Annotated in this window: 26 protein-coding genes; 8 read left to right on the forward strand and 18 right to left on the reverse strand. The window is 32.5% G+C overall.

Translation table 11 applies throughout. From position 1 onward, the window contains the following. Nucleotides 1-5: 5 nt before the first annotated feature. The 4 genes from ACF91D_RS13860 to ACF91D_RS13875 all read right to left on the reverse strand — a co-directional run bounded on the left by ACF91D_RS13860 (nt 6) and on the right by ACF91D_RS13875 (nt 6,122). Nucleotides 6-863 (reverse strand): sugar phosphate isomerase/epimerase family protein, encoded by an 858-nt coding sequence (locus ACF91D_RS13860; RefSeq protein ID WP_042737718.1) that lies wholly within the window; start codon nt 861-863, stop codon nt 6-8. A 19-nt stretch (nt 864-882) separates the two neighbouring features. Next, nucleotides 883-2,799, reverse strand: a complete 1,917-nt coding sequence (gene iolD / locus ACF91D_RS13865; RefSeq protein WP_107589778.1) for a 3D-(3,5/4)-trihydroxycyclohexane-1,2-dione acylhydrolase (decyclizing) — start codon at nt 2,797-2,799, stop codon at nt 883-885. A 108-nt stretch (nt 2,800-2,907) separates the two neighbouring features. Further along, nucleotides 2,908-4,335, reverse strand: a complete 1,428-nt coding sequence (locus ACF91D_RS13870) for a sugar porter family MFS transporter (RefSeq protein WP_107589779.1) — start codon at nt 4,333-4,335, stop codon at nt 2,908-2,910. Nucleotides 4,336-4,622: 287 nt separating this feature from the next. Then, a complete protein-coding gene (locus ACF91D_RS13875; RefSeq protein WP_392437208.1) occupies nt 4,623-6,122 on the reverse strand; it encodes a CoA transferase in 1,500 nt (499 codons plus the stop codon). A gap of 234 nt (nt 6,123-6,356) precedes the next feature. Between ACF91D_RS13875 and ACF91D_RS13880 the strand changes: the two genes are divergently transcribed. Beyond that, the gene (locus ACF91D_RS13880) at nt 6,357-6,944 is read left to right on the forward strand and encodes a TetR/AcrR family transcriptional regulator (protein ID WP_107589781.1); all 588 of its coding nucleotides are present in this window, start codon (nt 6,357-6,359) and stop codon (nt 6,942-6,944) included. A gap of 200 nt (nt 6,945-7,144) precedes the next feature. Next, entirely contained in the window at nt 7,145-7,996 is an 852-nt protein-coding gene (locus ACF91D_RS13885) for an NAD-dependent epimerase/dehydratase family protein (protein ID WP_107589782.1), read from the forward strand. A 68-nt stretch (nt 7,997-8,064) separates the two neighbouring features. Here ACF91D_RS13885 and ACF91D_RS13890 read toward each other — a convergent pair whose 3' ends face one another. The 10 genes from ACF91D_RS13890 to ACF91D_RS13935 form a co-directional block, all read right to left on the reverse strand. Continuing rightward, complete coding sequence (locus ACF91D_RS13890; RefSeq protein WP_107589783.1) at nt 8,065-8,415, reverse strand: PTS glucitol/sorbitol transporter subunit IIA; 351 nt, start codon at nt 8,413-8,415, stop codon at nt 8,065-8,067. Between the two features lie 18 nt (nt 8,416-8,433). Next, complete coding sequence (gene srlE, locus ACF91D_RS13895; protein WP_182476699.1) at nt 8,434-9,441, reverse strand: PTS glucitol/sorbitol transporter subunit IIB; 1,008 nt, start codon at nt 9,439-9,441, stop codon at nt 8,434-8,436. A 10-nt stretch (nt 9,442-9,451) separates the two neighbouring features. Continuing rightward, entirely contained in the window at nt 9,452-10,003 is a 552-nt protein-coding gene (gene srlA / locus ACF91D_RS13900) for a PTS glucitol/sorbitol transporter subunit IIC (RefSeq protein WP_107589784.1), read from the reverse strand. Then, nucleotides 9,987-10,460: a transcriptional regulator GutM gene (locus tag ACF91D_RS13905; protein ID WP_107589785.1), complete on the reverse strand. Its 474-nt coding sequence runs from the start codon at nt 10,458-10,460 to the stop codon at nt 9,987-9,989. Before ACF91D_RS13905 ends, srlA begins: the two co-directional genes overlap by 17 nt. A 1-nt stretch (nt 10,461) precedes the next feature. Beyond that, entirely contained in the window at nt 10,462-12,336 is a 1,875-nt protein-coding gene (locus tag ACF91D_RS13910) for a BglG family transcription antiterminator (protein WP_107589786.1), read from the reverse strand. A 23-nt stretch (nt 12,337-12,359) separates the two neighbouring features. Beyond that, a complete protein-coding gene (locus ACF91D_RS13915) occupies nt 12,360-13,154 on the reverse strand; it encodes an SDR family oxidoreductase (RefSeq protein ID WP_107589787.1) in 795 nt (264 codons plus the stop codon). A gap of 295 nt (nt 13,155-13,449) precedes the next feature. After that, complete coding sequence (locus ACF91D_RS13920) at nt 13,450-13,647, reverse strand: hypothetical protein (RefSeq protein ID WP_107589788.1); 198 nt, start codon at nt 13,645-13,647, stop codon at nt 13,450-13,452. Between the two features lie 33 nt (nt 13,648-13,680). Continuing rightward, nucleotides 13,681-13,866: a hypothetical protein gene (locus ACF91D_RS13925; RefSeq protein ID WP_142400635.1), complete on the reverse strand. Its 186-nt coding sequence runs from the start codon at nt 13,864-13,866 to the stop codon at nt 13,681-13,683. A gap of 86 nt (nt 13,867-13,952) precedes the next feature. After that, entirely contained in the window at nt 13,953-15,218 is a 1,266-nt protein-coding gene (locus ACF91D_RS13930) for a condensation domain-containing protein (RefSeq protein WP_232166649.1), read from the reverse strand. Nucleotides 15,219-15,396: 178 nt separating this feature from the next. Then, complete coding sequence (locus ACF91D_RS13935; protein WP_107589790.1) at nt 15,397-16,314, reverse strand: ketopantoate reductase family protein; 918 nt, start codon at nt 16,312-16,314, stop codon at nt 15,397-15,399. Between the two features lie 143 nt (nt 16,315-16,457). Here ACF91D_RS13935 and ACF91D_RS13940 point away from each other — a divergent pair, with 143 nt between their 5' ends. Beyond that, nucleotides 16,458-16,976, forward strand: a complete 519-nt coding sequence (locus ACF91D_RS13940; RefSeq protein ID WP_107589791.1) for a TetR/AcrR family transcriptional regulator — start codon at nt 16,458-16,460, stop codon at nt 16,974-16,976. A gap of 296 nt (nt 16,977-17,272) precedes the next feature. Here ACF91D_RS13940 and ACF91D_RS13945 read toward each other — a convergent pair whose 3' ends face one another. Then, a complete protein-coding gene (locus ACF91D_RS13945; RefSeq protein ID WP_107589792.1) occupies nt 17,273-17,950 on the reverse strand; it encodes an SDR family NAD(P)-dependent oxidoreductase in 678 nt (225 codons plus the stop codon). A 151-nt stretch (nt 17,951-18,101) separates the two neighbouring features. Between ACF91D_RS13945 and ACF91D_RS13950 the strand changes: the two genes are divergently transcribed. Together ACF91D_RS13950 and ACF91D_RS13955 are read left to right on the forward strand one after the other, a co-directional pair. Further along, nucleotides 18,102-18,647 (forward strand): TetR/AcrR family transcriptional regulator, encoded by a 546-nt coding sequence (locus tag ACF91D_RS13950; protein WP_107589793.1) that lies wholly within the window; start codon nt 18,102-18,104, stop codon nt 18,645-18,647. Between the two features lie 167 nt (nt 18,648-18,814). After that, nucleotides 18,815-18,910: a type I toxin-antitoxin system Fst family toxin gene (locus ACF91D_RS13955; protein WP_107512500.1), complete on the forward strand. Its 96-nt coding sequence runs from the start codon at nt 18,815-18,817 to the stop codon at nt 18,908-18,910. Nucleotides 18,911-19,153: 243 nt separating this feature from the next. On the opposite strand, the gene ACF91D_RS13960 is transcribed toward ACF91D_RS13955, so the two are convergent. Together ACF91D_RS13960 and ACF91D_RS13965 are read right to left on the reverse strand one after the other, a co-directional pair. Next, nucleotides 19,154-19,363: an XRE family transcriptional regulator gene (locus ACF91D_RS13960; RefSeq protein WP_232166642.1), complete on the reverse strand. Its 210-nt coding sequence runs from the start codon at nt 19,361-19,363 to the stop codon at nt 19,154-19,156. Nucleotides 19,364-19,615: 252 nt separating this feature from the next. Beyond that, nucleotides 19,616-20,260 carry an aggregation-promoting factor C-terminal-like domain-containing protein gene (locus ACF91D_RS13965; RefSeq protein WP_107526877.1) on the reverse strand — a complete coding sequence of 215 codons (645 nt, stop codon included), beginning with the start codon at nt 20,258-20,260 and terminating at the stop codon, nt 19,616-19,618. 585 nt (nt 20,261-20,845) lie between these two features. On the opposite strand from ACF91D_RS13965, the gene glpT reads away from it, so the two are divergent. After that, on the forward strand, nt 20,846-22,204 hold the full coding sequence (glpT, locus tag ACF91D_RS13970; RefSeq protein ID WP_182476712.1) for a glycerol-3-phosphate transporter: 1,359 nt from the start codon (nt 20,846-20,848) through the stop codon (nt 22,202-22,204). A 91-nt stretch (nt 22,205-22,295) separates the two neighbouring features. Next, nucleotides 22,296-23,081 carry an arylamine N-acetyltransferase gene (locus ACF91D_RS13975; RefSeq protein WP_107589795.1) on the forward strand — a complete coding sequence of 262 codons (786 nt, stop codon included), beginning with the start codon at nt 22,296-22,298 and terminating at the stop codon, nt 23,079-23,081. An 84-nt stretch (nt 23,082-23,165) separates the two neighbouring features. Here the strand turns inward: ACF91D_RS13975 and ACF91D_RS13980 are convergent, their stop codons facing one another. Next, nucleotides 23,166-23,666 carry a GNAT family N-acetyltransferase gene (locus ACF91D_RS13980; protein WP_042737743.1) on the reverse strand — a complete coding sequence of 167 codons (501 nt, stop codon included), beginning with the start codon at nt 23,664-23,666 and terminating at the stop codon, nt 23,166-23,168. Nucleotides 23,667-23,981: 315 nt separating this feature from the next. Between ACF91D_RS13980 and ACF91D_RS13985 the strand changes: the two genes are divergently transcribed. After that, nucleotides 23,982-24,899: an AEC family transporter gene (locus ACF91D_RS13985; protein WP_107526881.1), complete on the forward strand. Its 918-nt coding sequence runs from the start codon at nt 23,982-23,984 to the stop codon at nt 24,897-24,899. Nucleotides 24,900-25,062: the final 163 nt, after the last annotated feature.

The raw sequence follows: 25,062 nt of genomic DNA on the forward strand, positions 1-25,062 counted from the left end.
TAGACTTAAAATAACTCCTTCTTCAATCGCTCCAACATAAATTGTGCAGATTCATCCGCTCTATCAACCCAAGCAAATACAGAATTTGTAGCAATACCATCAAATTTCATTTCTTTTAACTTTCTAAATATCGTTTCAAAGTCCACTTCACCTTCACCAATATTCAAATGTTGGTGCACAGTTACTTCCGCTCCTGGTGGATTCACAATATAACGTAATCCATTCGCAGCTGTGTGGTTAAATGTATCAGAGAACAATACATGTTGTAACTTGTCGCCCGCATCATCGAACATTGTTTCAATATCGCCTATACCATCATCATGGAAGAATGTATGCGCAGTCGAGAACACTAAGTTAATCCACTCTCTATCCAAACCACGAATCATGCGCAATGCTTCATCATTACGCTCTATAAAGTCATAGGGATGCGCTTGTAAATTTAATTTCATACCTTCCTTTTCAAAAATCGGCAATAATTCATCCATTGATTTGATAAACTTCTCTTCACATCTTTGTTGTTCATATTTACTACCATTAAATTCTGTATTCATCACATCCACGTTCAAATCACTCGCAATTTCAATCGCACGTTTCCAATTACGTACTGCACCTTGTCGTTGCTCTTCATCAGGCCCTGACCACGCCATTACAGGTAATATCGAAGACAATTGGACCCCCGCATCACTACACCATTTTTTTACATTTTTAATCATTGCTTTATCCACTTTTGGATACTTATAAAAAGGAATAAAGTCTTCTCTTGGAGACAATTCAATATAATCATAACCAAGCCTAGCTGCCTTATCGATAACTTCCTTCATTGATAAATCTGTATACATTGCTGGATCTAATGCTAATTTCATATTATTACACGCCCCTTGTTTAATATTGTTTACCTTGTGCTAGCTTTCCCGCTTTTAAATCAAAAGCAGCTTGTGTTTTTTCAGAATTAGAAACCTCCGGAACACCAACATGCCACCAACTCTCATAACCGTCCGTCATTGTTTTTGGTAATACTTTAATCTCAATTAACGTACTAATGTCTTGTTGTTCAGCATCTTTAATAGCAGCTTCTAACTCCTCTAATGAATACACTTTATAAACCTTAGCTCCATAACCCTCAGCTACTTTGGCATAATCAATATTCAGAATTTCATTATTTGCTGTTCGGAATTCAGTGTGATAACTATTCACTCCGTTTTCCATTTGTAAATTATTGATACAACCGTATCCAGAGTTATCAAATAACAATAGATTAATCTTCTTGTTATATTGTAGTGATGTTATAAATTCAGAATGTAACATTAAGAAACTACCGTCACCTACGAACGAATATACTTCATGCTCTGGTTCTGCTAATCTGACACCAAGTGCACCAGATATTTCGTATCCCATACAAGAATAACCATATTCAACATGGTAAGTGTTCGGTACAGAAGCATTCCATAATCTCTGTAAGTCCCCCGGAAGAGACCCCGCAGATGTGATGACATTACTGTCAGGTGATACCACTTCGTTTAACTTCAAGACAACTGAACTTTGTGTTAATTCTGTACCTAACGCATCTGCATACTCATTTAAGATATTTTGATCAAATTGTTCCTTAATCTCCGGATCAAAATGCTCACGATTAAATTGAATTTGACTCAAGCGCGAACGTTCATTCAGCCACTCAGTCTTAACCTCATTTATCGATTCACCATAACCCGTTTGATAGTCATCTCCAAGCCGGTTCAAGAGGTGTTGCAATGTAACTTTTGCATCAGCAACAACTTGTACTGCATCTAATTTATAAGCTTGCATGCGATTAACATTTATATTTAAAAACTTAGTCTTATCAAAATCAAACGCAGTCTTAGAAGAAGTCGCAAAATCTGTATAACGTGTACCAATACCAATGACTAGGTCAGCCGCATATGCTACTTTGTTTGCAGCCAATGTACCAGTAATTCCCATGCCACCTAAATTATGCTTAAACGTTGCTTCTACTGTTGATTTACCTGCTTGTGTTTCAACTAATGGAATATTATATTTATCTGAAATTTCAATTAATTCAGCGCGTGCACCTGAATATTTCGCACCACCACCAACAAGTATGATTGGCTTTTCACTATTTTTAATTGTTTCAATCATTAAATCTATTTCTCTTGCTACCGGTTCTGGACGATCAATATAATGTACACGTTTCTCAAAGAAAGACTCATCAAAGTCAAAGGCTTCACCTTGCACATCTTGTGAAATACATACCGTAGCTGGTCCTGCCTGAGCTGGGTTCGTCAATACCTCAAATGCTCTTATTAAGCTAGACATTAATTGTTCTGGACGAGTAACTCTATCCCAATAACGAGATACAGCTTTAAGTGCGTCGTTAGTAGTTGTTGTTAAATTCGATTCATGTTCAACTTGTTGTAACACTGGATCAGGTTGTCTCGTTGCAAAGGTATCACTTGGTAACAGCAATACAGGAATATTATTTGCGAGTGCTGTTCCTGCTGCAGCTGTTAAATTGGCAGATCCTGGTCCAACTGAAGTGGTTACTGCATAGATTTGGCGACGTAAACGTTGTTTCGCAAATGCAATCGCTGCATGCGCCATACCTTGTTCATTTTTACCTTGAATAATGTTTAAGTCACCTGGACTTTCCTCCAAAGCTTGACCAATACCCACGACATTGCCATGCCCAAATATATCGAGTACCCCTTCTACAAATGGTGATTCTTCACCATCAACACTGATATACTGCTGTTTTAAAAACTTCACTACCGCTTGACCTGTTGTTAATCTTATTTTCTTTGCCATAAAACCACCCTCTCTTAACCTATTCAAAGATACCAAAACTTAATCAACTTATGACCATCATATATTTGTTACCGCTTTCAGTCAATCATAATTACTTTAATTTATAAATTATTTCGCTTCCTTAACCACGTTCTTTCCAATTACTTCGTCCTTTTTTACCGTTGCTTTAAAGTATTCTTCAATTTCTTCTAGTGATTTATCCTTCGTTTCCGGCAAGAATTTTTTAACGAATATAACTGCTACTAAATTCAAGACTACGAATATCGTAAACGTGGATGCTAAACCTAAATGTCCCAGTAAGATAGGGAACAACAAACTTACTAAGAAATTCGTCATCCAACAAAAGAACACACTCGCTCCCATTCCTAATCCTCTAACCTTTAATGGGAATATTTCAGATAACATTAGCCAAGTGACTGGTGATACACACCCTTGTTGAAACGCTAAAAATGTTACCGTTAATAACAATATAATAAATGGTAATACGACTGTTCCCTTTAAAAATAATGGAACAATACTTAACAATATCAATGTTGCTACAATACCTAATTGACCCGTAATTAACATCGTTCGTCTACCAATCTTGCCTAATAGCCAAATACCAACAAACGTTGCTATAACCGATATCACACCATTCGCAATATTTCCAACTAGAGCTGCCTTCGTACCAAAGCCTGCATTACGCAGTATTTCAGTACCGTAATACATAATAGAGTTAACACCCGTGATTTGTTGTACAACACCTAAACCTATACCAATTAACAAAATCTTACGAATCCATGGTTTAGTAAATTCATTTTTCGACTTCCCTTTAATTAATTTCTCTTTATCTATCACTGTTTTAATTTCTTTTATTTCTTCTGCTGCCGTCTGTTCATCTCTTAGTGTTCTTAAAATCGTATAAGCTGGCCAATATTTACTCTTACTCGCGTGCCATCTCGGACTTTCAGGTACACGCAGCATACCAAACCACAAGATAACCGCTGGTAATGTAGCAACTAATAACATCACTCTCCAAATACCTGGATTATCTACTAAATTTCCTAAAACACCATTGATAACATAAGCCATCAACTGACCAGAAACAATCATCAATTCATTTTGTGTGACCATTCTTCCTCGATCCTCTTTAGAAGACATTTCAGAAAGGAAAGTCGGTACGATTACTGAAGCGCCACCGACAGCTAAACCTAATATCAATCTAAAAATAACCATCGAGAATACATTAGGTGATAACCCACAACCTAACGTTGCAAAAAAGAAAATAATTGCTAATACCATAATCATTTTCTTTCTTCCTAAAGTATCGGATAACCTTCCACCTGTAATTGCACCAAATGCAGCTCCAAATACAAGCGAACTCGATACCAAACCTTCAGTAGCAGGTGATAAATCTAACTGATTCGATAAAGACATATACGGTAAAGCACCATTAATAACCCCTGTATCAAACCCAAATAGCAATCCACCAAACGTCGCAATCAATGTAATCCTTTTCATTTTGCGTCGTTTTATGTCACATTCTGATTTTTTCATGAAAACACCCCTTGTTTTTGGTGATAAAATCCAAAATTACACTAAAACATAACCAATATTTAATAATTATAGTAATACTGATAGCGCTTTCAGTCAATTATTTTTATAATCTTTACACTTTATATGTATTCTTTCCACAATAAAAAATAAGCTCAACTTGCGAAATTCACTTAACCAGACGTACTGACTCTTTCATAATAAAAAAAAGCGCCTAACTAGTAAGATTTACTTAGTTAGACGACTTAAAATTATTTGGAATATGATTTTCAGTTTAATTTAACTTTGAATCAAGCTTTCCACCGAGGTTTATCAGAGCCTCGAACCATCAAGACGGTGTCATATTCCCCTGGTGTTTCTGACATATAAACTTGGTCTGTCACGCCTTTATACGTTCCTAAAGGGGTCTCCGCTTCAAATTGATCTGGTGCGACGATTTGATGTTCTTCGTTACTATTCGACATGGTTTTTGCGTAGTCTTTATCAAAGATACCTAACGACATTAAATAAGCTGATACTTTACTTAAAGATACACTCACACTATAGCTACCACCTTCCTTAGCTCGACGTTCTAAAGCTTTAATAACTCCTAACTCTAACAACCACGAGATGACATAATCATTAACCACAACGATAGGTGGTAATTTCGGTTTATCAACTGAACCTTCAAGTGTCATGACTCCCGTCACACTGCCGGCAGTTTGATCAAAGCCGTTACGATTCTTCCAAGGTCCCGTATGCCCGTGTAAATTAACCGATGCATGAATGATACCGGGTCTTTTTTGGGCTAAGTCATTTGGCGTCAGACTATACTTTTCCATAAAGCCATATCTTTTATTTATAAAGAATATATCTGCACCTTGAAGTAATGCATCAAATCGACTTCTATGTTCTTGATTATGATCTATATCCAAATATGTTGAACGCATACCAACATTAGAAGTGAGATACATTGTTTCAACTTCTAATTCTGACGGTCGCCACACATTTAATACATCTGCACCATGCAAGGCTAATCCTCTTCCTAATCCAGCACCTGCGATGACGTGTCCCATTCCAAGCGCCCTCACACCACTTAAAGGTTGTTCGGGTTCCTCTGAAAATGCTTCCGGCTTAGAATCAGCTATTTTTTTAATTTCGATTAATTCCGTCTCCGCAATATGTTGAAATTGTTCCTCTTCTACAAATTCTTCAAGCGAACGTACCATTGGCATAACGACACCTTTTTCAGCACCTGCAATTTCTAAATCCTGACCATTCCAACCCTTAATAGCTTCTGCAACAGCCTCTTTCGTTGAACGACAATTTAATAGTTCCAACACATGTGCCTTAGCATTAGGATATGGGTTTAGTGGCATTACCCAGCGCTTATCTTTAGTTTGGTAAAAATCAAAGCGAAATGGTGTATGAGGATCCTCTTGCCCCTTTGCAGGAAAACCATTCAAAGTTTCCCATTTTCTTTCATAGAAGGGTGACAGACGTTTCACTGCCTTACGAATATCTATGTGAATATCTTGACCTTTGCCACCTCTGACTTGCCATAAATGTGCTAATGCCACCGATTTAGCTGCTAACCCTAATCCAGCTAACGACGCTAACCTTAACGTACTAGGCATAACTGGGTCCTTACCATAAAACGTAACCTTGCCACCACTATCAGCAGTTGAATAACCAACTGAATTTAAAATATCTTCCAACGCAGCATGCATATCAAATTGATCACTTTGCAATCGATTTTTATTTTGTTGCAAAAGATGCGCCTTTAACTCATTAGCATTATTAATCATCATTCATTCCTCCTGATACTTACACTTGCTTCGTTTATTTTTTAACATTTAAAATACTTAACCATCTCTAATACTTGTTACAAATATAGCAACTCATTTTAAATAATTTACAAATACAAACGTTTAAATTACTGTATAAATACATTATAAAAACGATTTGCTAAACAAAACAATCATGTACAAAGTAAAAAAGCAACACATATATAACATATGTTGCAATAAAGGGTGAGAAAACATATGACACCAAAAAATAAAAAATCACAAATTAAAATTCAAAACGCATTTATCGAACTACTCGAATACCTACCATTAGCAAAAATCACTGTCCGCGCACTATGCAATCATGCAGAAATTAATCGTTCCACCTTTTATAGACATTTCCGTTCCATATCACAACTCACGACAGCCACCATTGAGCGTCATTTCGGACTACTATTTGGAGAAACTTACAAATTTTACCTAAAACATCAAAGCATAGAAGAATCACAATTTTATATTGCTAATAATATTTTTAGCCACATCAGACATGATTACGATTTCTACCATATCATGTTTAAACGCTACCCCAATTTTTATATAACTTTAAAAGATTTCATTACTGTACGTTATATGCAACTTTTTGAAGATACAGGTGTCGCCAATCATATGGCACTTGATAAAAATGTCGTTGCTGAATATATTGCATCTGCTTACACAGGCATGATACAAGGGTGGATCAATCGTCAACTACAAGAATCGCCCAATACAATGGCAGAGAGGTTAATCACCCTTAATTCCAATGGTCCTATTAGATTACTAACTGAAGCAGAAAAAAGAATAAAATGAAGGATATATGTGATAGGCATGAACAGTGTTAAAAGAACGAAATCAGAGTATAAGCAACTTAAAGGAAATGTTCAGATAAGCGGAACCTAAATTAAGATTTTTAAATTAATTTAAACTATCACTTCAATGGTGTCTTATCCTGAACCCATTAGAAAATATAATTAACATTGAACTAATAATTATTATAGAGGTGACAGACATTGACAAAAATACTTGTAACAGGAGCAACAGGTCTAATAGGCATGAAATTAACGAAACGTTTACTAGACGAAGGCTATGATGTAGCTGGATTGACAACTTCACAACATGGCAAAGTAAAGTTGAACAATATCGGAGTCCAAGCGTACATTGGAAATATACTTGAAATCGATACTATAGATACTGTAATTGCTGATTTCAAACCAGACATTATCATGCATGAAATTACAGATTTAAAGCAAGTTGATATGTCCGCTAATACAAAAGTCAGAATAGAAGGAACAAAAAATCTTGTAGATACTGCAATTAAATACAATGTCAGACAAATACAATCGCAAAGCATTGCCTTTGCTTATGAAGCAGGTGATGATTTAGCCACAGAAGCAACACCACTCGACTATCAATCCACAGGCGAACGCCAAGTGACAGTTAATGGCGTTAAAGGATTAGAACAAGAAACAAAACGTATCGACAACCACGTTATCTTACGTTATGGCCTACTCTACGGCCCAGGAACTTGGTACGGTAAAAATGGCATGATATACAATCAATTCATGAATGGTCATGTTACGATTACGAACGGTATTCAATCTTTTATACACATAGATGATGCTGTAGAAGCAGCCATTCAAGCCTTAAACTTTGAGTCAGGCACTTATAATGTAGCTGATGATGAGCCAGTACCAGGTAACATATGGGCACAATGGTACGCCGATTTATTAGACATAAACCCAGATATTAACGTGCAATCCGCAGCTCCTTTTGAACGCGGTGTGAACAATTTGAAGTTTAAAGATCAAGGTGGAACATTACAATACAGCACCTGGAAAAATGGCATGAATCCAATAAAATAATAGACATTAAGAAAAAGCCTTTGAGTGACAAAGTCATTCAATGGCCTTTTAACGTAGCTAGCGTAAAGTTACACTATCTTTAATTCTGTTCCAATTTCAATATTAGGGACTTCCGCCTCTTCTAAATATAATGTTCCAGATTGTTCAGCTTCGTGACTACCGTCAAACTTTAAGGTAATGTGACCTAACTCTGCTAAATTCTTTTGAACAGAAGCACCAACCTTAGTAATTTCAAATAATTTTTCACCAATCAATAATTTTTGAGACTCTGTTATTTCTCCTTCAATGCTATTAATATCAATGATATAACAATAATCAATTAACTCATCAGGTGCATTATCACCAAACAAAATGATCATTCCTTCTTCGACAAATGCACTTGCCTCACTGCCTACATCTTTCACAATAGTTTTATACATAGTAAATCTCCTCTTTTTTTATTTGTATAATCCAAAACTAGCAAGCCATGCTACAAACACACGGGGGACACCATTTAAAAATCTTGAATACAATACAGAAGGAACACCAACTTCAATTGTTCTTGTTTCAGCCTCTGCCAATCCTAAACCAACAGGAATAAAATCAGCAGCATTTTGTGTATTAATTGCAAATAATGCTGGTAATGCTAAATGAGGTGGAATATTCCCTTTCCCAATTTCGACTCCAATCAATGTGCCTAATACTTGGCCGATGACCCCTCCTGGTCCTAGCAAAGGACTTAAAAAAGGAAGCGAACAAATTAGACCTATCGCCATCAATCCCCAAATATTACCAGCTAATGGAGACATTACATTAGCGAATAACTTACCAATGCCAGATCCTTGAATAATGCCTATAAGTAATGCTACAAATCCCATAAATGGAATAATCGTGTGTAACATCGTTTCTACAGCATCTCTTGCTGCTTGATAAAATGTATTGATAACTTTACCTGCACCTAAACCAATTTTAGTTAAAATGGATTTGTTCTCTTGTTCAGCACGCGTCTCCATAATTTTCTTATTCTTTGAATATTGATTATCGTTTTGTTCAGTAGCAACTGGTTCATCCTGCTTACCATCCACTTCTGAATGAATGCTTTCACCAAGTTCAACCACTTGATTAACATCTACATTTGATACGTAGATATCTTCAGTAATATATTGTCTCAATGGACCACTTTTTCCTGTTGCCATAATATTTATAGTTGGAATACGTTTTTTAGGATAAATACCGCATCTTAATGTACCACCACAATCTATAATAATCGCCATCATTTCATCTTCAGGTACAGAAGTTTCAAATCCATTCACAGGTTCTGCCCCTGTAATTTCTGCTATTTTATCGACTATAGCTGGTTTATGACCACCTGTAATATACACTAATTTCGTCTTATTTCCCTCTACGCCAAACGTTAATGGACCACCAAAGCCTCCAGAGCCTTTAGTTACTTTAACTTTTTTCATTATTTTCACCTCAACCTTCTAAATTTATCTCTTTACTCAATTTGACTTTTTGTTGTTTTTCCACAAAGCTTGTAGTTAAATCAGTTACCCAACCACCTATAAAATTCATAGCTAAACCAACTAATAAATAGCGAACTGCTAAATCTGTTGTCGGTAATCCTAATTTTTGAATACCATTGGCTATACCTAAAAATACAAACAGTTCAGCTGGATTGATGTGTGGAAATATCCCGTTACTTGTGTGAGCAAATTGTGCTGCTGCAGCAAAATAACTCGGCTTATACTTTTCAGGCATAAATCGTCCTAACGAATGAACCATTGGATTCGCCAACATAAATGAACCTAAAAATGGTAATACTAAATAACGCATAAGTGGATTTTTAGCAGATTTTTGAGCTATTAAATTAATTCTGTCTTCACCTATTAATTGTATTAATGTATTCATAGCAATTAATAGCATTAAAACTAATGGTACTATGGTCCCCATCCAATCTATGAATGTATCGGCACCAGTTTGAAATAATTTTATAAAACCTTCTGCAAACTTAACGATGTAATCCATTTTTTAATCCCCTTTCATTTCTAATTAATTTATTCACTTTTTTGACCGCTTTCATCATAGGAGATGGAATTTTTTCAATTTCCCCTCCATTACTGACTACATTAAATGTATGTTGAGCATCTAGTATTGCTTTTATCAGCAGCTTATTATAATTACTAATTTCTTGATCTGTGATTTTGTTTATTTTCAATCCCTTTAATCCAGCTAATGGCTTGAACTTGCTAAAAACTGTAACACCTTGCATAAATCGCGCTTCTTCAATCTCATTTTTCCCATTTAATTGTAGTAAGACTAATGTCCCTGATTTGAAAATTGCGGGTCTTCTTCCAATTGCCACCTTACCTTTACGTCGCAGCTCTATATAATGCTTAGTAAAATTCTTAATTTGTAACCAGCCTAATAAATGTTGTATGACAAAACCTGCTGCAGCTAAAATAATTAGTAATAATATGAACATTTTATCCCTTCATTTCTTGATTTAATAATTGTATAAAGTCTTGAAACGTGGTTTTTTCAGAGAATTTACTTATTAAATATGCATTATTAGAAATTGCTAATACTTCTTCATAAACTCGAATCAGTAGTGTTTCATTAACCATTTCATCTGGAGTAGCAATTAGTATAATTATTTTTAAATCAGGCAAATCTCTACATCCTTCATCTAAAATTGCAACTTTAATATTTATCGTTGTCCCTATATGAGATGCATGAGGGAAACCTAAATATTTATCTGCCGTTGATTTATCAGATTCTCTTATCAATAAACGTTGTTTAAAATCATTTTCTACCTTACCTTCACTCACTAATTCATCTGCTAAAATTTCTATTAATGATATATAAGAGTTGTTATTATCAAAATGTTCAAAATCTTCAGAATTAATTAGATCTACAATGACACTCTTATTAAAAACATTTTTATGATTTAAGTCTTTATAAATTAAAAATTGTTCAATTTTTAATTTTAGTTTCTGTTCATCAAAAACATTTTCTAAATAAATGATTTTGTTAAACAATCTATTGAGTCGTATAGTTGAAATTATGATTTCATAGTTATTTACTGAAGATTCATCAAAATTTGATTGTTCAATAATAACAATCTCTACATTCGGGCCAAAAATTTTCATTATATTGTTTTGTAATAATTTTTGAATACTTAGGCCAAAATCAGTAATAATAGCAACTTTTGATATGGATTTCACTTCTTTTTCTATTTTTTCAAGATAAATACTAAAATAAATAGTAAGATAACTTAACTCTTCTTCGGAGACTTGAATTTGAATATGCTTGGTTATATTTTCACCCAATATTTTTGACAACTCAAAAGCAAAAGGGAATCTTTCATTCATATTGCTTACACTCTCATCATTGATATTCATATTAAATACTATGCGATTTATTAAATACTTAATGTGCAAGCGAATATCTTTCGTAAATAATTTATTATCTAACTCAATCCCATAATATTCATATACATCTCGAATTGTTCCGTCAATAATCTCTTGTATAATTGTAGCTTCAGATGAAGTGATTAATTCATTTAATATAGATGCTCGTCGTCCAAGTAAAGTGATAACAATTAGGAGCATTTCTTTATTTGCATCAATATCTTTATAAGTCTGGTTCAAATAAGATTTTACAAATGCTATATTTTTATAATCAATTGAACTATACACATTATTATCAATACTTATATCATCATCTATCTTGTCTCCCATTTCTAACCGTTCAATGGTAACTTTGATTGCTAGTTTCAATCGCTTATAAGATTGTTCATCTAATTTCAGTTGCACTTTAAGACTTTCTAACTGTACAAGTAATTCGCTATCTATATCTTTATTACTATATTGATTATTGAAATATTCAATTATTAATTTTCTAATATCATATTCTCTACCATCGACATATAAACCTACATTTGGCTTACCAATAATCGAAACATTATATTTAGTAAGTTCATGTTTCATCTCTTTTAGCATATTATTGATGCTTGTTTTACTCATAAAATTAAATTCAGCTAAATCATCAATAGTAACTACATTTTGATGTAAAATTTGGAAGAATATGTTCTCCATTTTGTTAATTGAATCACTTTGAGTTGATTCAGTTAGCGTATTCATTAATTCAAGAAAACGATTATTATCTTCAATATGAATCATTAAGTTGTGGTACTGCTTAGAAATAAAAATCGTTTCATCAAAATAATCATTTATTTGTTTAACATAATTAATTAACGTTTTTTCACTAACATTTACTAAAAATGATAATTTTTCAATCGAAGTATGTGAGTCGAGTAATATTTTAATTATCTGTGTATGTTTTTTATTAAGCTTCATTATACTCCCCTAACCTTATGGGATTATCCTCGTGACTTACCTCCTGAAATATTAATAGTAGTCCCAGTAATGTAACTAGATTTATTAGAACTTAAATAACATACCAAATCTGCTATTTCATCTAACTTTCCTACTCTTTTTAAAGGTATGGATTTAGAATAATCCCCATTCAGTTGATCAACCGTAATATTTCTACTATAAGCTAATGCACTTTCATATTCTGGAGTACGTAGTCCAGTTTCTTCTATAATACCTGGAGCAATTGCAGTAACATTAATGTTATATTTGCCAAGTTCTTTTGCCCAACTCCTCGTCAAACCGATGAGTGCAGCTTTAGTGGCTGAATATAAACTTTGGCCCTCTGACCCCTCTTGCCCAGCCTCACTCGAAATATTGATTATCTTACCCTTCCGTTGTTTAATGAAATATTTTGCTACCGCTTGACTAAACCAAATAGGTCCTTTTAAATTCACATTGAACATGAAATCCAAATCACGCTCGTTAATTTCATATTCTGGATGAGTATCTTGCGTATCAGCCAATACTCTTGGTAAATTAACACCCGCATTATTAATTAAGACATCTATCTTTTGTTCTTGATTAAATATCAATGAAACAACTTCTTGCACTCTATGTTTATCAGTTACGTCTACTTCAAAAAAATGATAATTTCCGTGATTTTCCTCACCATTTTTTAAATCCACATTATAAACTATTGCGCCATTAGCTAATAATGTTTCAACAATAACACTTCCTATACCTGAACTACCACCTGTAATAACTACAACACTATTATCTATATCCAACCAATTAGACATTTTTCATCCTCCTATTAAGATATTGTTTTATTACATTGTATTTGTATTCGCTTACATAATTAATACAATGTTTTATGAAGTTTTAAGAAATTTGGTGAATAATTATGTGTATTAACACCCAATGCAATTTAAACAGTAATATTTTCTCATTAATTTGTAGGCAAATAGAAGTTTTATCTGAAAACACCTTAAATATAGATATTCAAAAAAACTCTTCAAACTTGTTAAACAGTTTGAAGAGTTTTTTATTTCAGTATTTTCCAGGAAATAATTTTTGAAATTGTGCTATGTTGGATTATTTTGATTTAAAGCTTGGGAATTTATTGATCAAAATAAAAATAAAGTCGACTAAATAATGAATTAATGTACCTGCCACGATAGCAAGTAACATAAGAAACCATAAGTTAAAATGTTCATATAAATTTGTCACACTGTAAACAATACAACATAAAACTACTAAAACCCATTTGGTTTGTTGCTTTTTATCGTTCATATTAAAAAATTTCCTTTCATTATGTATTGTTTACTAATGTGATTTATCTTTAGATAGATTTTTAGCAAAAAATTGAAATCCTGTCATAATAACGGCAAATATCGAAGTGCTTAATAACACATTCATAAATTCAAATCCACCTAAGAATAGAACATCACTAATGCTAGATAATACAAAAAAGATGATGAAAATTAGTAAAAAGAATTTTAAGGAATGCATGTGTTTTCCCAACCTTTTTCTTCTAATTTATCAATATTTTAAAATACAAGCAATGTACTTTTTTGCTTAAATATTCATTTTCATTGTTATAAAATGATATTTTCTTCTAATTGTTGCTCTGTATCTATTACCAATTCGTTAAGCATCTTCAAAATATTTTCATGCAATTGCTCTATTTCATATGCACTTAGTACTTCACTTTGATAATCATAATGTAATAAATAACCACTTTCACTATTCTTATTGAAAATTTGAATTACTAAAGGGATGCCTATAGTATCAATTTCAAGTTTTTTTTCATAAAAACCATTTTCTATAAACTCTGAACTATAATTTACTGTTTGGAAAGAGATTAAACAATCTAATATGTCATAATTAATTTTAAGCTCTGATAACATTTTATCAATAGGATATCTTCTATGTTTTAAAAGTTTAAATGACTCTTTTTTAACTTTTGTTATATATTCACTTAAAAACAGATCGTCATTTAAATCAATTATAAGTGGCAAAAACTTTGTATAATTACCAGTTGTTAATTTTTCATTTTTATTTACTCTATTATGAATTAATAACCCAATTTTTTTAATTTTATCAACAGTTTCTTTATCAATAAGTGCTAACATAATACCAGCAAATAAATTACTAACACTAACATCATTATTCATACAATAATTATTTATTTTTTTAGTTGTTTCTGCCGTTAACTTAATCGTACTTCTTTGACAATGTATATGGTCTGAATGAATTAATTCACTATTTGATTGTCGCTTTTGCTGATTTAACTTATTCCTCCAATAAATTTCATCTTTCTCAAACTTTTTAGATTGAAAATACTGTGCTTCCTCTTCTGTAGCATGCACAAACGATAAATTGCAATTGGGTACGGATTTGTTAACTCCACCTATCAAATAATCTATGAAATAATTAATTAATAGTGTCATACTCCACCCATCTGCTATTAAATGATTTTGAACCGTAAACAAAGCTAAATCACCACTGGGCATTTTTAATATATAATATTCATATAATTTTTCATCAAAATCAAAAAGATTTGCATTAGCTTTTTCATCTAACCAATCATCAAAATTCAGTTGATCTTGGTAAAAATCTAAATAAGGATATGATATTTCTTCATATTTTACAATATATTGTTTATATTCTTCGTTTTTCATTGACACTTGTATCCTATGATTATCATGATTTAATATTAATTTATTTATGGCTTTATTTATTTGCTCATAATTAAACTTTGTACCTAAATTTAATAACCCAGGAATATTATTAACACTAGACCCTTCTATTTTTGTTTCTAATTTCATAAATTTCATTTGTGCTATTGTTAGTGGGTACATCTCCAATTTTATACGCTCCTTAATTTTATAAGTATATTTAAAATTTTAAAAACATCAATTTAACTTAGTTCTTTTATTCATTTTTTATAATTAATGTTTTATTAACTTTTACCCTAGAATAACTAAAAAAATCTCACTCTTATAAAAAAGTGAGATTTATTATTAAAATCTTTTTTTGCTAATCACTCACACTCATTGTTTGTTGATACAATGAGTCCAAATTGGTAGTTGATATAGCGGTATTGTTACTTAATTTTTTAAAATCCAAATATAAAGCATCTAATTCTTTTGTAGATCCTTTGGCTTGATCTAACACCCCTGATTTAAACAATAATTTAATCATCATAGCTGAAGTGCGTTTAAAATACTTAAACAAAAATGCTGGCGCTTTAGGAATAAGCGCATATCCATTATTTTCTATTAATCGGTATATTTCGTTATATGCTGCCACAGTTTCATTTAACAACTTATTATTTATACCATTTTGTTCCCTTACTACAGTTGTCATATTTAACGGTAAAATAAATGCAGCATGTGACAATAACCATTCATCAAATTGCTTTTGATATGTCAATTTTATATTTACATTTTCAAAAATATTATCCAGTACTTGATTCAAGTCTTTATTTTCTGTTGAAAGACCAACTTTCAATTCACCTTTATTAAATCTCAATACCGTTGCATAGTCGTCTATTTTTTCGCCACCTGTCATTAGAAATCCAAATCCTATATTTTTCACTGATAAAGATTCATTTTGTACTGAATTATATAATGCTTGCGGATTTGCATTATTACCTACAAACACAATATTCTTACTATTATTTTTCGCCAAACTAGGAATGACATTATAAAAATCCGAATATTTCATTGTTACAAAAATGACATCATAAATATCATTTTCCTCTAATACATCAATCAAACGAAAATGATCATGTGTAACTTTCTTCTGTATCGTGTGTTTAAGTTTGACCCCATTTTTTTCTAAAATACGTTTCGTTTCATTTCTTGCAAACAAGGTCACGTCATTATTTTCTCCATTCAATGCATGAGCTAAAAATCTTCCTTGTACGCCTGCTCCATATATTAATATTCTCATAACTAATCTCTCCTTTTTAATAAACAGTTGTTCAATATCTTGAAGTTAACACCAAAAATGTATATACTCAATAAACAAAATATACTATTTGATTATTAATCAACACTTGGCTCATTTTGTTGAGTTAAACGAAAGGATTTACTATGGATAAACGAAAAGAAAAATCACAAAAATTAATCTTGGATGCCTTTATGACGTTGTTGAAAAAGAAAGATTTTGACAAAATCTCAATGAATGATATCGCACAATTAGCTAATATTAATCGTGGTACTATCTATCTCAACTTTATGGACAAATACGATATTTTAAATCATGTCATAGACCACACTTTAAGTGAGGCTATTGAGAAATGTGAAACATATAAGCTCACTCCTGAAAACAATCCATCCATTCTACAAGAAATTTTATATGAAATTGATAAACAGTATGAAGCATTGAAAATACTTATAGTTAAATCTGACTTAAATTTATTGAAGAAGTTGTTATCTGATAAAGTATTAAATAATCTAACTCGCCTTAATAATGAAATAACAGCACAATTTCTATCATCCGCAATAGTTGGAGTAATAATTTGGTGGATAGAGCAATCAAAACCATGTAGCATTAATGAATTAGCCGAGGAATTAACGGTATTATTAGAACCTTATATGGATAATCTATAAGTTATTTAATGCAAAGTCGTCGCAAATATTTCTGTAAAACATATAAGAACTGCGTATTGTTTGCGAGACACCTGAGGGAGTAGGATACGTGTCGAGGACGAGGCTCGACACAGCGCCCTAGGTAAGCGAGCAATAACAACAATACGAAGTATTGATACAATAACAAGCCCATCAAAGATCAAAATCTTTGATGGGCTTAATGCTGGGTATTTATGTCCCAGACTCTTTATTCATTATTATTTAACGTCTTAGTATATTTTTATTTAATATAACACTAATATGAAACAATTTACTGTTTAAATCATATCTGATTTTTTAATTCCTTGAGGAAATGTCTCTTCAAATTTCCCTTTTGTAGTATATAAGTCATACCAAGCCTTTGCAATTGTATCTGGATCGCCTAAAGTCCCGGATTCAATCGCTGTTCCTATTGAAAGATGTCTTACAAAAATCCCCTTATTTTCTACTGCATTGTAGAGATTTTCAGCATAGCTTCTTAATCCAGAGCCTATAATACCAGCATTTCCTGCAAATGGGAGTGGAAATATTGTAGCTACACCTGTCGTAAATAAGATTGAACCTGCTCCTTTATTTATCATATCAGGTAACACCTCGTTAACTAATTGAATGGCTGGATAGAGATAACTATTTAATATTTCTGAAACACTTTCTGGTGTAGTTTCCAATATATTGGTAAATTGCTGTTCCTTGGCATTAGGACTAAATTCTATAACGTCAATTGAACCAAAATCCGCTTTAATTGATTGGATTGTTTGCTTCAATGATTCTAAATCCACAATATCGGCTACATATGTTTTTACTTCTATATTTAAGTTACTCAAATCTTCATGAATCACTTTTAATTTTTCTGCATTTCTTGATATAGCTGCTACTTTAAATCCTTCAGCTCCAAATTTCTTTGCTAGTGATAAACCTAAACCTGTACCTGCACCCACAATTGCTATTGTTTTCATTTTAAATCTCTCCTTTTCTATGATACCTTAAAGCAATATCGTGTTGCTTTTAATTACAGGATAAAGCTATTAAAATAATATAACAATCAACAATGTATACTAAATTGTTGCTATAGCCACAGATAACTTAAATTATTGGGGGTAGATTCATATGGCAGATAAAGTGAAAAATATTAGAATGACACATACTAAACAATCCATAATTAACGCCTTTTTTGCATTAGTTAGTACAAAGGATTTTGAGAAAATAACTATCGCCGACATTACAAACGGGGCTCAAGTGAACAGAGCAACATTTTATGCACATTTTGAAGATAAATATGATTTAGTCGATTATATTGTAGAGGATTTTGCTACAGTATCTTTTGAGGAGCACATTTCAGATCCTATGATTTTTAATCAAGAAAATGTAAGCAACTTAATCTTAGCAGTTCATGATTTCTATCAAAAACCAAATGTGGAGTGCCGTAGCAGCTATGCTGGATTGGCATTGCCTCAAATGAAAGAGAAAATACTAGAGCAACTCACTATAGTTTTAGAAAATAGTTTGAAAAATACTTACACAAACAAGGACCAAGACATATTCATCCCAATCATCGCACAAATGATTCACGAAGGCGCTTTACAGATAGCTAATAATATGGAACAAGAAGTATTGGCTAACAAAATCGCACTATTTATAATTGGAAGGTATTAATATTTTGATCTGTAAAAACTAAATACATTTTTCCACCTTTTCTACATCTGATATGCTATTTTTTTAATTTAATAACAATTAAATACAAATAAAATACTATTGATTAAATACTTAAAGTGTCGCCTACCTCAGGCGTCAATTTGACGTAGAGGAGAGGTGTTTACAAGATGTTTAAACCACTGGTCGACATCATAACCACAACATTAAGTGGTTGTCTCGTTGCGCTATTTGTTTATTGGTTAGGCAAGCGTAATGATAAATAGGCGACTAACCACACCAAAAAATCCCCTTACTATAACCCTAGTAAGGGGATTCGGTGTTTACATGATTAAACCACTTGGCAAGTGTATTATAACACTATTATGAACAATATGCAATATAATTATACTTAATGAAATGAGTTAAAAGAGTACATTGATGGTTTTGAGTGTCATCATTCTTAGTTTATTGCTATTACCTTTTTAAAGTTGATTTTCATGACACCCTACTTGAACAAGTTTAATGATTCATGAATATGATAACTTTTCTATCGGATATTCATAGTAATCACACAAAAGTTCTAAATCCTTCTGAGGAATTTGTTCATGTCCATTTTCCCAATTAATTATTTGATAGATCTTATAATTCTTTTCATACTTATCATTAAGTAAAATAACTAATTTCGAGATACTTAAATGCTTCTCTTCACGTAAGTCAGTTAAAATTTCCATATCCATCCCTACTTTCCACCAATATTTCAATTTGTGAAATATATTTTTGTCGAAGATAACATGAGATAGATACAAGTACGAATTTCCGTGAATTAACCTAACATTTATTTGTGAAGTTTTCTTACATTACAACAAAAAGCAGGTGCAACCTCACTCTTTTGTGAAGTTGCACCTGCTTTACTAAACTGGGAATTTTATTATTATTTAACTTTTAATTAGACATATAATTTACTTTTTAAATTGTGATTTTGGTGAATTTTACCACCAACCGTTAGCCTCACGGAATTCGATGGCAGCTTCGATTGAACCATAGCGTTCTTTGGCATAGTTGATCATACCTTTGGTTTGAGTAGCGACTGATCCTGTACCCCATGATTCTTTCGTTTGGCCTAATCCTCTATAACCTGCTGAATTCACTGCATCTGGATCTCCACCTGATTCAGGTAATACAATGCTTTCCCACAATTCTTTCGTACCACCCGCCGCTAAAAATTGTTGATAAACTGAGCTTGTACTGTCACTACTTGTTGTAGATGAATCCGATGAGCTAGATGAGTCTGAATCATCTGATGAGTTTGTTGACGTATTAGATGATGATTGGTTTGACGTTGTCGTTGAAGTGTTGTCATCGTTTGAATTGTCGTTTTGTTGATTTTGTGTCGTTGAAACTTGTTGAGTATTATATGATTTATTATTGTCGTTATTAAATTTAACTTGCTTTGGTTGATTAAATTTATGCTCACTTTGGTTGTGTTGTTGCGACATTTGTTGACCATGTTGTGACGCTTGTGGTTGACCATTTGGTCCACAGTTGTTATTTTGTTCTGCCGCATGTGCGCTTGTTCCTAATCCTGTAGCTCCCAATGAGATTGCTGCTATTGTAGTTAATAATGTTTTTCTCATAATTAAAATCCTCCCAATGCCTATCAGTTTTAAAAACTGTTAAGCAACAAAATTTCTAATCTTTTAATTAGATTACACAAAATACTATAGCGCATAATTTGATTTCATAGGTTACAGCCTATTAATAAAATGGTTGCATAAGTTGTATAAATAAAGACATTTATTGCATTTAGATGTTGTCAGAGAGATGTTTTTGAAATATTTTCTACGACTTTGTACTTATAAAAATCGTTGAAATTAAGATGGTTCTAAGCGCGATCCGATGTCTTTAAATTGCAATAAATTGGTTACAATAGCAATTTAATTGATACACAACAGTATAATAATACACTCAACATACAACATCCCCTCCATCATTGGTTCACTTCCAATACAGCCAACATTAATTAACTTTCTATGTTATTAACATTTAAACGCTGTAACTCTCATGAACAAAATAGACTCAACTTTCCATCCTGTAATCTTTCAAGTGCAATATTTTTACCATTAATAATCAATATAGTGTTGTTAACGCTTACATCTTCATATAAAATTAACACTAAATTAATAAAATTTTTACATTATTTTATAGGAGGTCCATCTATGTTGAATTTTTTAAAGCCAGCTCAGCACATCGAGCCTTTACCTAATGATGAAATCGATGAAACTTATAAGCGATTAAGGCTACAAGTTTTTATTGGTATCTTTTTAGGCTATGCGGGTTATTATCTCTTACGTAAGAACTTTTCACTTGCTATGCCCTATTTAATTGATGAGGGTTTTAGTAAATCTGGTCTTGGAATCGCCTTATCTGCGGTGTCCATTGCTTATGGTATTAGTAAATTTGTGATGGGAACTGTGAGCGATAGAAGTAATGCACGCACATTTTTAACACTTGGTTTAATTTTAACTGCAGTAGTGAACTTACTATTAGGATTTATTCCTGCTCTAACTTCTAGTATCTTCATTATATTTATCATGATGTTTCTTAATGGTTGGTTCCAAGGTATGGGATGGCCGCCGTCTGGTCGTGTCTTAGTTCATTGGTATAGCGTTAGTGAACGTGGAGGTAAGACTGCCATTTGGAATGTGGCGCATAATGTCGGTGGCGGATTAATGGCTCCCCTAGCTTTATTTGGTGTGACATTAGTTAGTACATTTTCATTTGGTTATTTAAAAGGGTTTGAAGGTACCTTTATATTACCAGCACTTGTAGCAGTTATAATTGCTATTATTGCCTACGCTTTAATTAGAGATACACCACAATCTCAAGGTTTACCACCTATAGAGGCATATAAGGATGATTATGATACAAAGTCTAAGCAAACTTTAGAAACTGAATTAACTACTAAAGAAATATTGTTCAAATATGTTTTAAATAATAAATGGGTATGGGCAATTGCTATCGCTAATATTTTTGTCTATTTCGTGCGTTATGGTGTATTAGACTGGGCGCCTACCTATTTAAGCGAAGAGAAAGATTTTAACTTAGAGGCATCTGGTTGGGCATATTTCTTATATGAATGGGCAGGTATCCCAGGTACATTATTATGTGGATATATTTCAGACAAAGTCTTTAAAGGACGACGTGGTCCAGCAGGATTTATCTTTATGCTAGGTGTAACAATAGCTGTAGTAGTTTATTGGTTAAACCCACCAGGTAATCCTTTAATTGATAATATTGCACTTATCGCTATTGGTTTCTTAATTTATGGTCCGGTAATGTTAATCGGTTTACAAGCACTAGACTATGTTCCAAAGAAAGCTGCTGGAACGGCAGCTGGACTTACAGGTTTATTCGGTTACTTAGGCGGTGCAGTAATGGCTAATATTATCATGGGATTGTTAGTAGACCACCTTGGCTGGGATGCCGGGTTCATGCTATTGACTGGCATTAGTATCTTAGCGATGATTAGCTTTACATTTACTTGGAATAAACGAGGTCAAGAAACGGTTAAACACTAATTTTTTTATCGACAAGGCCTTTTCCTTGTTAATTTAACTATTCAATTTACAATACACAGTATAATCTATAAATAAAAAGCAGGTTATTCTTATGAATATTCAACAATTAGAACAACATTTAAATATTGATGCTAACTTTTATACTGAACCTTCGCTTGAAGCATTAAATTATTACATGCAACGTTTCATGTTTACAGTACCTTTTGAAAATATTGATGTTCAAAATGGTGTAGCAATATCCGTTAATCTTGAGACGATTTACAATAAGGTAGTTAATCACAAACGTGGCGGTTTTTGTTATGAACTTAACAGTCTGTTCAAAGCATATCTTGAAGCTAAAGGGTTTGTCGTACACATGGTTTCTGCAACGATTCATATCCCTGGGGGCGGAAAAAGTTTAGACGGCTCACACGTTTCACTCATTGTAACAATTGACGAACAACGTTATATGACAGATGTAGGTTTTGGTGATTTACCTGTTCAAGCTCTTCCCATTACTAATGTAGAAGATGCACAGATCATTATTGATATCAACGGTCAATATCGTGCTATTACTAATGACAATCACCTCGTTTATAGCCAAAAATTGATCGAAGGTGCTTGGGTAACTCAATATGAAGCTGTATTAATTCCAAAGTCTATTGAAGCATTTGGCTATAACATTGAGTATAATCAATATCATCCAGACTCTATTTTTGTACAGAGATTATTAATTACACAACCACAATCCTTTGGGCGAGCAACCATGTCACACGAACAACTTACATTGACCAAAGGGCCACAGAAAGAAAAATATCCGGTAACTTCAAACAACTATAGACAACTGCTACAAAAATATTTTAATTTAGATGTAACGATCAACAGATTAGAAAAATAACATTAAAACAAGTCACTCAAATCGAAAAATTTGAGTGACTTGTTTCTTAATTTTGCGAGTATTATAAAGCACCTTACTTGTAATTTAGTATTCACTTTTAATAATCGCGAAAATCAATGTATCTCTAAACCCATCTTCAACTGCCTTGTCCTCACGTAACACCGCTTCATGTTTCATATTTGCATTCTGTAATACGATACGTGCAGCGACGTTTCTAGCATCTAATGAACCCCAAATTCTGTTTAATTTTAGAACTTTAAAGCCGTATTTAACCATCGTAGCAGCAATGTCTGAAGCAATACCTTGCTCCCAAAAATCAGGGTGTACAATAAATCCAATTTCTGCACTTTTATTGTCGTTATCAACAATAAGTTGTACAATTCCGATGATTTTATCTGTATCTGCATTGATGATCACATTATAAATCCAATGTTCTTCCTTTTCTAATACTGAATTAATAAATTGTTCTGTTTCTTCATACGTAGCAACATCCCATAATTGATACTTTGCGACTTCTGGATGCGCGTATAGTTCATACACTCCTTGAATATCACTTGCTTGTAAATCTCTAGTATAAAAATCCATAATGTGCCACTCCTCAATTTGTCTGTACTTACCTACTTTTATAAAGTGTTAAACACACACGTGCCACAACTTAACTATGATTAAGTCTTTAGCGTGTTACACCTCATTTATAAAATCTATTACATAGACGTATTTGACTTTCATTCATAATAATAGTAATTATATTTTTCAGATTAACACACTATTACCAGAATTTAATACCTTGAATTAATCTGTAAAATAAAAATTAATAAAATACTATTATAAAAGATTGTTTATTCTTATTATCTTATAATAATTTGTTATGCTACATTATTACTAAAAGAGGTAATATATATGTTCTTGTTCATCATACTAGAGGTCCTTGTACCTATCTTATTACTCATCCTTCTAGGTGTTGTACTTCAAATTAAATTTGAATTTGATTTACGTCAGTTTTCAGCTTTAATCACTTATTGTTTAATGCCTGCTTCCGTATTCGTCAATATTCTAAATGTTAATATCAAGGCAGATGTGTTACTACAAATTATTTATTATGTAGTGCTATATAGCATCATATTAATTATTTTTAGCCACATTATCTGTAAATTTTTAAAATTAAATCCTGGACAAGATGCTGCTCTAAAAAATAGTATTTCACTCATGAACTCGGGCAACTATGGTTTACCAGTAAGCAATTTAATCTTTAGCCATAACCCAATCGGTGTCTCCATCCAAGTATTTATCCTCATCTTTCAAAATTTACTAACTTATACCTATGGCATTTACAATATTCTTTCAACAACAAAGACATTTAAAGAAATTATTATTTCATTTTTACGATTACCTGTATTCCATGCCTTAATATTAGGAATAATATTCAACTATTTTAAATTATCTCTTCCTAAGCCTATATTATTACCATTAAACCATTTAGCAGATGCATTTATTGCTATAGCTTTAATCGTGTTAGGAGCACAACTCGCCAAAATTAAAATAAATTTCTTTCAACGTGTTATCACATGGTCTCTTGTTGGCCGTCTCATAGTAGGTCCGGCGTTATCACTTGCTCTCATCTACTTATTGCATATAGATGGTATTGTCGCACAATCACTATTTATTGCTAGTTCATTCCCAACTTCAAGAAATACCTCAACAATTGCAATGGAGTATCAAGTTGAACCTGAATTACATGCCCAGATCGTACTCTTTTCAACATTACTCAGTGCTATAACTGTAACAACTGTAATTTACCTCTCATATATACTGTTCTAACGTGGTTTGTGTTAGAGCAGTATATTTTTAGCAGAAACTTACTAATATTCAACAGGTGCTAAATTTTTAAAATCCATAATCATCTGGATAAATCTATCAATAGCAGGTGTTACATACGCTTCGTCATTCCAAATAAAGTCGGTAGAAATCGTACTATAGTACT

The sequence above is a fragment of the Staphylococcus sp. 231237_7MaSpsaltlick genome (assembly GCF_043107035.1).